Origin of the sequence: Tropicibacter alexandrii (assembly GCF_003667315.2) — a bacterium.
GTDB lineage: Bacteria > Pseudomonadota > Alphaproteobacteria > Rhodobacterales > Rhodobacteraceae > Tropicibacter > Tropicibacter alexandrii.
In genome coordinates this window covers 20,476-29,595 of the sequence record NZ_RCTZ02000033.1, presented here as the reverse complement: position 1 = coordinate 29,595, position 9,120 = coordinate 20,476, and the positions used below count along the sequence as shown (strand labels likewise).

Annotated in this window: 10 protein-coding genes, 1 tRNA gene and 1 pseudogene; 3 read left to right on the top strand and 9 right to left on the bottom strand. The window is 60.3% G+C overall.

The annotated features are described in order from the left end of the window. The 3 genes and pseudogenes from D8Z78_RS23445 to D8Z78_RS23435 form a co-directional block, all read left to right on the top strand. Positions 1-360 (top strand): transposase (locus D8Z78_RS23445; RefSeq protein WP_206169730.1); only part of this gene is annotated, 360 nt, incomplete at its 5' end. Continuing rightward, the gene (locus D8Z78_RS25400; protein WP_420824339.1) at positions 320-676 is read left to right on the top strand and encodes an integrase core domain-containing protein; all 357 of its coding nucleotides are present in this window, start codon (positions 320-322) and stop codon (positions 674-676) included. The genes D8Z78_RS23445 and D8Z78_RS25400, both read left to right, overlap by 41 nt. Before the next feature lie 121 nt (positions 677-797). After that, positions 798-1,004 (top strand): annotated as a pseudogene (locus D8Z78_RS23435) (transposase); the annotation flags it as partial. Positions 1,005-1,048: 44 nt separating this feature from the next. Here D8Z78_RS23435 and D8Z78_RS23430 read toward each other — a convergent pair. The 9 genes from D8Z78_RS23430 to D8Z78_RS23385 all read right to left on the bottom strand — a co-directional run bounded on the left by D8Z78_RS23430 (position 1,049) and on the right by D8Z78_RS23385 (position 9,106). Next, positions 1,049-1,591, bottom strand: coding sequence for a hypothetical protein (locus D8Z78_RS23430; protein ID WP_128910910.1), 543 nt, complete (start codon positions 1,589-1,591; stop codon positions 1,049-1,051). Between the two features lie 209 nt (positions 1,592-1,800). Continuing rightward, positions 1,801-3,516, bottom strand: coding sequence for a DUF927 domain-containing protein (locus tag D8Z78_RS23425; protein WP_121634180.1), 1,716 nt, complete (start codon positions 3,514-3,516; stop codon positions 1,801-1,803). Further along, a complete protein-coding gene (locus tag D8Z78_RS23420; protein ID WP_164933074.1) occupies positions 3,513-4,421 on the bottom strand; it encodes a DUF7146 domain-containing protein in 909 nt (302 codons plus the stop codon). The genes D8Z78_RS23425 and D8Z78_RS23420 overlap by 4 nt, the downstream gene beginning before the upstream one ends. Positions 4,422-4,797: 376 nt before the next feature. After that, a complete protein-coding gene (locus D8Z78_RS23410) occupies positions 4,798-5,715 on the bottom strand; it encodes a hypothetical protein (protein WP_121634184.1) in 918 nt (305 codons plus the stop codon). A 224-nt stretch (positions 5,716-5,939) separates the two neighbouring features. Further along, a tRNA-Ser gene (locus tag D8Z78_RS23405) sits at positions 5,940-6,029 on the bottom strand. A gap of 91 nt (positions 6,030-6,120) precedes the next feature. Then, the gene (locus D8Z78_RS23400; RefSeq protein ID WP_128910909.1) at positions 6,121-6,315 is read right to left on the bottom strand and encodes a hypothetical protein; all 195 of its coding nucleotides are present in this window, start codon (positions 6,313-6,315) and stop codon (positions 6,121-6,123) included. Positions 6,316-6,523: 208 nt separating this feature from the next. Beyond that, on the bottom strand, positions 6,524-7,426 hold the full coding sequence (locus D8Z78_RS23395; protein ID WP_121634186.1) for a nickel/cobalt transporter: 903 nt from the start codon (positions 7,424-7,426) through the stop codon (positions 6,524-6,526). Beyond that, positions 7,417-8,049 (bottom strand): DUF1007 family protein, encoded by a 633-nt coding sequence (locus D8Z78_RS23390; RefSeq protein WP_164933073.1) that lies wholly within the window; start codon positions 8,047-8,049, stop codon positions 7,417-7,419. The genes D8Z78_RS23395 and D8Z78_RS23390 overlap by 10 nt, the downstream gene beginning before the upstream one ends. A 61-nt stretch (positions 8,050-8,110) precedes the next feature. Next, on the bottom strand, positions 8,111-9,106 hold the full coding sequence (locus tag D8Z78_RS23385) for a zinc ABC transporter substrate-binding protein (RefSeq protein ID WP_121634190.1): 996 nt from the start codon (positions 9,104-9,106) through the stop codon (positions 8,111-8,113). Between the last annotated feature and the right edge of the window lie 14 nt (positions 9,107-9,120).

Sequence of the window (9,120 nt, the reverse complement as noted above, 5' to 3'; positions counted from 1 at the left end):
GCGGCAAAGGCCCAATGGCGCCAGGTCGCGGACCAGATGCGCCCAAAGCTGCCCAAGCTCGCAACGCTCATGGACGGGGCCGAGGAGGACGTCCTCGCCTACATGACCTTTCCCCAGCAGCACCGGACGAAGCTGCACAGCACGAATCCAATCGAGCGCCTGAACGGCGAGATCAAGAGGCGCACCGACGTGGTGGGTATCTTTCCGAACGAGGCATCCATCCGCCGCCTCGTTGGCGCAATCCTGATGGAGCAGACCGAGGAATGGACGGTCCAGCGCGGCCGATATATGACGCTGGAAACGCTGGCCCCTGTCTGCGATGATGTCGTGGTCAGCCTGCCTGCGGCGCAGCGTGACTGACAAGCTCGGCCCGCCGGTGAGCGCGAGGCCTGTCGTGAGCTACACCATCAACTGGGACGTCATCTTGCCGCCGCCGGTTGGGTGGGTGGATGTTCACCCGGAGATTACGCCGCCTTCAAATTTCCACCAACTCCAAGACACGACCAGCGCTTTCGTCGACCACTACAACAACCATCGATACCACGAGAGCTTGGCCAACCTGACACCCGCCGACGTCTATCATGGCCGAGGCGCAAAGATTCTGAAGATCAGAGAGGAGATAAAGAAACAGACAATCCGACGACGCCGGTTGCAGCACCAAACCGCAGCCGCTTAAACTCAAAGAGAAACCGAGCCAGAGCCTCCGTTACAAAACGGCCCCAGCTCTCCGGAAACTCTGACGACGGACAGGCCTCTACATCTATGGCCTGCAACGGCGAAGAGGAGGGCTGATTGACTGGTTGGACCAAGCGAAGGCGTCTGGACTGCCCGGCTTTCCGCGCGCTCTCTCTGCAGATGTCGACGCGGTTGCGGCGGCGCTTCGCGAGCCTTGGTCCAACGGCCAGACAGAACGCCAAAACAACCGGCTGAAATGGTTGAAACGGCAGATGTATGGCGCCGCAGGTATCGACCTGCTCTCGGCGCGCCATCAGCATTCGGCATGAAAGACGCCACAGAAATTGAGTCTCACCCAATTTTGCATGCCTTTTCACACTTGTGCCAGCAACTTCGCCCTCCAACGTTCGCGCGCTTCCATTGCCTCGAAATCCGGCGCCAGATATACTGCCTCCATGGCCTCCAACTCGGCAACCAAGCGATCATACGTCCGCCAATGCATGTTCGTTGGCTTCGGAGGCGGAGCAGTGCCGATGAAGCCGGAGGTTTGTCCCAAGCGCTTGCGCAGTTTCTTGATCTTCTGGAGCAAGCGTTGGCGGGGTGATTTGTGCTCGCTGGCGTATCTCCCGCCCATGCAGATCCTGCATCCCCAAAGCGGGCCCTTGCCCCTGCGATAGATGATCGCGCAGCGTCGGTCGCAGGACGGACAAAGCCACCATTGGCGTCGGCCTCCAAATTGGGTTGTGGTCCAAGTCGTTACCAATCGTTCGCCTTCAAAGTCGACTACATGTGGCACGGGCCTGAGTTCAGGCGGCATCTTGCGGATGTCGAGTTGCGCTGCGGTGTCACAAATCATATGGAAACTCTCTTTTTTGTTTGCATGCTGAGTGCCCGATTGCAGCTTGGTGATAATCATGCTCGGACCGCTCGGACAACTCGGACAGCTTTGAAATTACTGCCAATTTTGACATGTCGAGAGCGCGGGCCTACTCGGACAACTCGGACCGGCGATTATTCTGTCCGAGTTGTCCGAGCCGAAGAAAGCCGGTGCCCTGAAAAAAATATTAACAATTTCAGGCCTGTCCGAGTTGTCCGAGCGGTCCGAGCAAGAAAAGGCAGATCCTGTCAGTATTCATCTAGAAATCTGCTGTGAATGGCATAGGCACGCGGCCTTTCGGGATCTAGGCGACTGGGTAAACGCACTTGCAAATTGTCCCCGTCGGCAGGCTCAAGAATACCAGCCTGTTTCAGGCACCTTGCCGATCCGGAGGGATCTTGCCCTTCGTGGATGGTCTGCCAGACATTGCTGGGCAAGTAGAACACCTGATCGCAATACCATCCGATATCACTGGACCCGGTCAGTTTGGTCCCGGCATTCTCGATGGCCATGATGGCGCGACTGTTGCGTAGCAGATAGGCACGAACCCTCTCGCGGGCGGCGCGTGCTTCTGCGGGCATGGCGCCGCCCCTGCGATCAAGCCATTCCTCGAACAGTTCCATCGCGGCTAGTCTGGCTGCGCCGGATTCCCATCCCGTCAGGCATTGACCGATCGCGTACTCCCCGGCTGCCGCGATCAGAGCGAACTGGGCCGCCGCGCGATCTGTTTGTCCGTCGCCTTTGGGGTTGAGGCGGAGGCGAACCTCTTTCTGAAACCCGGTGATGACGCCGCGCAGGTGTGTTTCGACGTCCGCGTCCGCCAAGAGGCGACGGACGAATTCCGGGCCTGCCTTTCCGTAGTTCGCAGACGTTGCTGCCGACAGCTGCTTCGAGAACGATGAGCCGTCTGGAGCCCCGTGCAGGTGATCAAAGGCACCAAAGGCACGGCAATCCGCAACGATATCAAGCAGGCGGATATCCTGACCTGCAGCTGGCCGCCCGCCTGCTTCCGCGATCTTGTCCGCAAGTGTGATTTCTCCGGAAGACAGGACCATTGTCTTCCAGCGCAAACAGGGTTGCGGGCTGCCGGACTTACTGGCGCGGCTCTTCCCCTTGCCATTGGACAACATGTAGACCACGTTGCCCGCTTCATGTCCGGAGATTTCCCCCAACTCATCAAGCGGCAGAAGTGTGCTGTTGCGGCTGACGGCAATACCTTCCAGCCCGTTTGCCGTTGCACGCCAACTCTGCACAAACCGTGGTGATCCCCATACGGAGGCCGAAACCCGCAAGACAGTTGATTTGCCGCTGCTGGATTGACCGCGCAGATGGACACCACCGCCATCGTATCTCAGCGGTTCCAGAATGACCCCGGCAAAGGCGAGAGACACCGCAAACAACAACAACGGATTGTCGACGCACTGGCTCGCAACTGTCGCTTTCCAGTCCGCGAGAGTTCCTTTCTGTACCATGTCGGTTGTTTCCGCAGACGCTTCACCATTCTGAAAAACGATGTGGCTTTCGCCAATCGCTTCGCCATTGCCGCATAGAAATGCTGTGCAGGCATCGTCAACCCAACCGAGGCGGTTGGCTTTCAACACCCGTACCGAAGGTGACCATTCACCAAGCAGACGCATGAACGCGCGGCGCGAATTGACGTCTTGAGCGAGACGGGCACCAAGCTGCAAGAGCTGCGCGCGCAGTTCCGTCCCATCCCCCGCAAGAAGGCTCGCTGAAATGGGAGACTGGTGTTTATGCCCGTCATGGTCGGTGACTTCGATCAGCAGGCCCCAGCCGGTGCTGTGGCTGTCGCGTATCCGGGCAAGCACGACGATCCCGGAGCAAATCCATTGGTCAGGTTTGTCGGCATTGTCTGCCTTCAGGTATATCCCGTCAGATTTCAACGTGAAGCACTTGGGCAACCCATCAATAGGATCTGCGGACGGCTTGATGGCGTCAGTCATTGCCCCACCCTCGCGCTGATTTGAAGGCGGAGCACATCATTCCAATCGAGCCCTTGCGGTGCTGGGGCCAGTTCGACGGACCAACCTTTCGCACGTGCCCTCTCAGCCAGCGCATGACCCTTTGCGATGCCAATGCCGCTTGAATCGTCCGCGTCCATTGCGATGACCAGTCGACCTGCTTGTACGGGCAAGCGGACCTTCGGCATGTTGCCTGCTGACAGTGCGGCAAACGCACGTGTGTCAGGTGTCATGTGCAGAGCAATGAAAGACAGGGTGCTTTCTATGCCCTCACCGATCACCAAGGGGCCAGTGCCTGGTGCTACTTCGACATAGCCCCCGGCAGTCACTCCCAGCATCATCTTTTGTGGCGTGACATGTGCCTTACCGCGGCCGTCTGGCGCAAGAAACGTCCGATGAACGCCAAAGCCGTGGCTGCCCGACACCTTTGCAACAAGTGCGGGCAGGTGGGCTTTGACACGACCGTGGAAGCACCGGGGATGATACCGCAGCGCTGAAGAGGGCGTGAAGGAAATGCCTCGCGCCCTTAGGTAGCTGAGCGCAACGCTACTCTTGAGCGGAACAGTTCCTGCCCAGCAGCGCTCGGCCTGTCGAGAGCGGGCTTCAACCCGCTTCTGCCGTTCTGCATTCAGGTCGGTGCCAGATGCAACATGGCTCTTGCGACAGGCAGCGCTGGCGCTTGCGCCCGCTGCTTGCAGGATATCGCGAAATGCGCAATTGGATTTCTTGCAATTCAAAAGCAGGCCGTGATCGTCACCACGATTCGTAATCGTCAAAGCCGTTTGGTCGCGGCGTCGCTCGGGTTGGCAAACGGGGCATGGCGCCGTGCCATAACAGCCGAACCAGAGCCCGTTCAGCGCGCGGGTGAGGGTTTCCGCAGCAGTCATGATGCGGCCCCCCCATTCGTTTGGTGCTGCAAGGCCTCGATCGCCGCCAAGACCTCTGACAGCCTCCATCGCGTGATCGAGCCGATCCGGATCGGGTTCGGCATGGTGCCATCGGCCACGCGTCTCCACCACGTCGCTTTCGAGCAGGACAAAAGTTGTGCGCAGCCGGTGTCGGACAAGAACTGGTCGGGAAAGTACGCGGTTTGCCCCAAGTTATGGATGCATAGTGCGTGCCCGAATGGCTGCTGTGTGGCTCCTGGACTGTATGATTTCTTGCTCACGGGATGTCTCCTGCGTTCTCATGTTAGGTGCCGCGCCGAGGCGACATCCCATGAGTAGATTGAGGAGACTCATTCGACCGAACGGTCGAGTGAGGTCAGATGAGATTTTTCGAAAGCCAGTTCCGCGTGATGGTCGGCTCCTTCGGCTTTGGGGGGCGATCCTCGCCACCTACGCGGTCCCAATTCTCATGAATCAACTTTCCGAGTGCAGCCTTTGAAGGATTCGCGTTCATCTCATGGCTGTGGCGCTCGAGGACATAGGCACGGACGAGTCGTGCGTGTTCCAAGGCGCGCTCGTGTTCTTCTTTTCGCTGTTCGAAGTAGGCAGTACGCTCCGCTTGGCTTGCAACAAAGCCTGCCAGTGACTTTCGACGGATCAATGCATCGGGCTCGAAATTCTTTCCCCAGGCAACTTGGGTATGGCGCCCGGCCAGGAAGGCGTCATGCGCGATTTCGCTCACCAACTCCTGAACCCATACGCGTTCATCGTCGTCTTGGGCCTGTGACAAGGCCACCTGTGTCGCAAAGTCAATGTTTCTGAGGTGGGTTTTCGCGTCTCGGACGTGAGACTTGCGGGATAAATCTTCGTGGCCGTCCGTGCTTTCCGGCTCCGCATAGAGTCCATCGAGTGTTTCCTCTATCTGAGACCGGTAATCCGTCCAATACTCTCGCGCGGCTGGCGGATCTCCATCGACAAGATGGTCGAGAATGCCTTCATCAAGTATGTGGGCGAGATGCTTTAGATGCGAGCGTCCCTCCCAAAGTTCGGGCGGGTCGTTCGGCCGTATGTGTCGAGTGTCGCGTTCCATGCCGTTCTTAATGGTAACAATTGGAACGATCTGTCGCAGCGCTTGGCGAAACTCGCTCAAAGACTTTGCGCGCTCACCAAGGTCTGTACGGATGATCTCGGCCAAGTCGAACCAAGCTGCCACTGCCTCCCATTGATTGTCGTCGAGCAACGCACGCCAACCCCATAAGTGCCAAGGCTGATCTGAACGTGTATTCTCGTTCATGTGGGCGTCCTTTTTCCCGCTGCCCATGTCGACCGGCTTCGGCGCCGGAGGGAGTATTCGTGCGAGCAGTGTGGAAGGTCGGTCAAGCCTGACAGCATTTAGCCGGTGACGGGCGTACGTCGCAAAAATATACACTACTTGATACGAAGTGTATCCCCAAGTGTATCTCGATCATCACCTGAGGAGTGATTATCATTAAAAATAAGCATCTTAGTCTATTTTTATGGCGGAGACGAAGGGATTCGAACCCTCGAGACGGTTTCCCGCCTACTCCCTTAGCAGGGGAGCGCCTTCGACCACTCGGCCACGTCTCCGCCGACGGGTATAACCACCCAAGTGGAGGGAGGACAAGGGAAAAAGATAAGGAGAATGAAATCAGAACTGAACCATCCTAAGTGGAAAAGATTACACTAAAAAATGCCAGTTTTGGGCGAGGTCTCGATAGGTTTCCCGCTTCATCAATGCGGCTTGGCGGATGGCGCACCGTCGAAGCGGAGCGCCAAAAAGATCCCGCGCTGCGGAAGGGGGGCCATTCTGCAGGGTCTCGACCTGCAACGGCCCGTTTCGGAAAGGATGCCCGTGATGACCGACATCGATCATGGAGCGGGCTCCGCGATGCCGGGCCGACTTGGCCGAGCCGGACAGGTTGGCCAAAGGCTCAACCGAAGTCGGCGCAAAGCGGTCATGCGGGCGCACGCATCGACGCAGCGTGCAGCGTATGCGCCAAAAGATCGTTCGAACGACGGGATGCACCTCATCCCGTTTGTTGACACTCCATCCGGGCAACGCGGCGTTGATGGGACGACCGTCAGGTCAGGTACGGCGCGAGGAACAGCAGGCTCAGGCCAAGGATCAGCCCGCCTCCGACGATGTGCATCATCGCCGACAGGTTCAGGGCCTGCGCCGAGCCGCCGGGCTGGCCGATCGCGGTGAACACACGCGCCAGACGCCCTCCGGCGGCCACGATCAGGATGGTTGCCGCTGTCCCCGAGGCCATGGCCAGCACCGCAAGAACGCCCGCCCAGAACGCATCGAAGCGCGCGGCAATCACCAGAACGAACAGCGCGCCGGTGCAGGGGCGGATCGCGATGCTGGCCACGATGGCCACAGCCTCGCGCGTGGACTGGAGCGAGCGTACCTCGTCGAGGGTGGGACCGTGGGCGTGGCCGCAGCCGCAGTGATCGCCATGGTGCTCTGCTGCGTGCTTTGCCGCCCCGCGACCGTGGTACAGCGCCCGGAGGCCGCGCATCACCAGAACGCCGCCGATCAGGGAAATGGCAAGCGCGCTCAGCGGCGCGAGCCAGGTTTCGGTCAGGTCCGCCGCATCGCCGGAACTGATCCGCAGGCCAAAGACCAGCAGGCCGATCAGGGCGATGGCGGTGCCGGCCTGCGCCAGACTGGACAGGATCGTCAGGCTGGCCAGCCGTCGGAACGTCGCCCCGCTGGCCAGCGCCGCGCCACCGATCAGCACCTTGCCATGGCCGGGGCCGATAGCGTGCACGACCCCATAGCCCGCCGTCGCGGCGCACAGCGCCAGCAAGGCCGCAGGCTCCCCCGCCCGGACGCCACGCAGGGCGCGCGCCATGGCATTCTGAAACCCGCGCTGTTCTTCGGCGGCCCAGCGAAGCATCTGATCCCAAGGCAGGACAAGCCACAGCCCAAAACCCGCAACCACGAGAATCGCAAAAAGCCAGTAGCCCGTCAGTCGCATGTCAGGACAATCTCGTCCGCGAACAGGCGCCCGACATTCTCCTGTTCCGGCATCTCTTCGCGCGACAGGGCCGCGAGCTGGTCTTGCAGCGCGGCGGTCGCGTCGTCGGCCTGAAACGGGACAAGCGTTGCCTGACACGAGCCCTCGCCCGGCTCCGGTTTCGTCAGGCCGGTGACGGTGTAGGCGTAGTAATAATACGGATCGTAAAGCCGCAGGACCGCCGATCCTGCGGAGAGATCGAGCGGTTCCTTCAACGGCAGATCGAAGCGCACGGTGACCTTGTCGCCGGGCATTTCCGCCGAAGCGTTCGTCGGTTTGCCAAACGCGATCACCTGCTGGCCCGCTTCGAGATACACGTCGCCATTATAGCCGTCGGGCCATTCGGTTTCGCCCGCTGCGACCTTGGCCAAATCCTCCGCGTTCAGCACGCCATCGCCATCGGTATCGAGGTTGAGCGTTTCGAACAGCACCAGCGTGGTGAATTCGTCATAGGTCCATGTGATGCGGAGAGATGTCAGCTGCGCAGCCTCGATGTCGAACCCCACTTCGGCATCGACGAAAATATGGGGATGCGCTAGCGCTGGCCCGGTCAATCCGATCAGCGGCAGCAGGAGGAAAGGCAAATGGCGCGGCACTGTTTTCCAGACTTTCATTCGTTGGCGATGTGGTGCCGCGCCCCCGCGTTCACGAAAGGCAGTCGGCAAGCGAGTTGGCGAGGCTCCGCAAAAGCTGCGGATACATGTCCGGGCCGGTTTCGAGATTGGCACCAAGAGGATCGAGCACCGAGGTCTTGGCCCCTGCCCCGTCCATGACGGTCGCGACCAGACCGGGATTGAATTGCGGCTCTGACAACACGCATTGGATACCTTCGTCGGCGATGCGACCTTGGATTTCCGCGATCCGCGCCGGACTGGGATCGGAGGAATCGCTGATGGATATGGCACCGAAGGCGGGGAAATCAAAGGCCGTTTCGAAATACTGGTAGGCGTCGTGGAACACGATGAACCGGCCGCCGCGAACCGTGTCGAGGGTCGCGGTCACCTCGGCCGACAGGCTGGCGATCTCTGCGCGCGCGGCTGCGGCGTTGGCTTGGTAGCTGTCGGCATTGTCAGGATCGGCGGCGGACAGGTGTGCCGCGATCACGGTCAGCCAGTTGGCGGCGTTCTCGGGCGACAGCCACGCATGGGGATCATGGTCGCCATGGTCGTGACCGTCATCGTGGCCCTCGGCATGGTCCGCATGATCGGGATCGTGGTCATCATCGCCATGCTCTTTGTCATGATCGTGCGCCGCGTGGTCGTCGTCATGGGCATGCGCCTCGAACAGCGCGCCATTGCGGAAGCTCAAAAGCGTCGTGCCATCCGTCTCCAACAGCGCGGTGACCGCCGCATCCGGAGCGAGCGTTTCCACCGCGTCCGCCATCCACGGCGTCAGGTCTTCGCCAATCCAGAACACTAGATCGGCGTCTTGCAGCGCCTGTGCCTCGGACGGGCGGAGGCTGTATTCATGCGGCGACGCCCCCGGCTGCACGATCAGCGATGGCGTGCCGACACCCTCCATCACGCGCGCGACCAGCGAATGCACCGGGGCAATGTCGACAGCGACACTCGGGGCATCCGCCATGGCCGTCCCGGCCAAGAGCGAAGCGGTGACGGAGAGGGGCGTCAGGTATCTGGACATTTGCGCTTCCACGT

What these genes read in the sequence shown, in the direction of transcription:
- D8Z78_RS23385 (WP_121634190.1), bottom strand. Translation starts at nt 9,106, where the DNA reads ATGTCCAGATACCTGACGCCCCTCTCCGTCACCGCTTCGCTCTTGGCC.
- D8Z78_RS23400 (WP_128910909.1), bottom strand. Translation starts at nt 6,315, where the DNA reads ATGATCGATGTCGGTCATCACGGGCATCCTTTCCGAAACGGGCCGTTG.
- D8Z78_RS23410 (WP_121634184.1), bottom strand. Translation starts at nt 5,715, where the DNA reads ATGAACGAGAATACACGTTCAGATCAGCCTTGGCACTTATGGGGTTGG.
- D8Z78_RS23420 (WP_164933074.1), bottom strand. Translation starts at nt 4,421, where the DNA reads ATGACTGCTGCGGAAACCCTCACCCGCGCGCTGAACGGGCTCTGGTTC.
- D8Z78_RS23425 (WP_121634180.1), bottom strand. Translation starts at nt 3,516, where the DNA reads ATGACTGACGCCATCAAGCCGTCCGCAGATCCTATTGATGGGTTGCCC.
- D8Z78_RS25400 (WP_420824339.1), top strand. Translation starts at nt 320, where the DNA reads ATGATGTCGTGGTCAGCCTGCCTGCGGCGCAGCGTGACTGACAAGCTC.
- D8Z78_RS23395 (WP_121634186.1), bottom strand. Translation starts at nt 7,426, where the DNA reads ATGCGACTGACGGGCTACTGGCTTTTTGCGATTCTCGTGGTTGCGGGT.
- D8Z78_RS23430 (WP_128910910.1), bottom strand. Translation starts at nt 1,591, where the DNA reads ATGATTATCACCAAGCTGCAATCGGGCACTCAGCATGCAAACAAAAAA.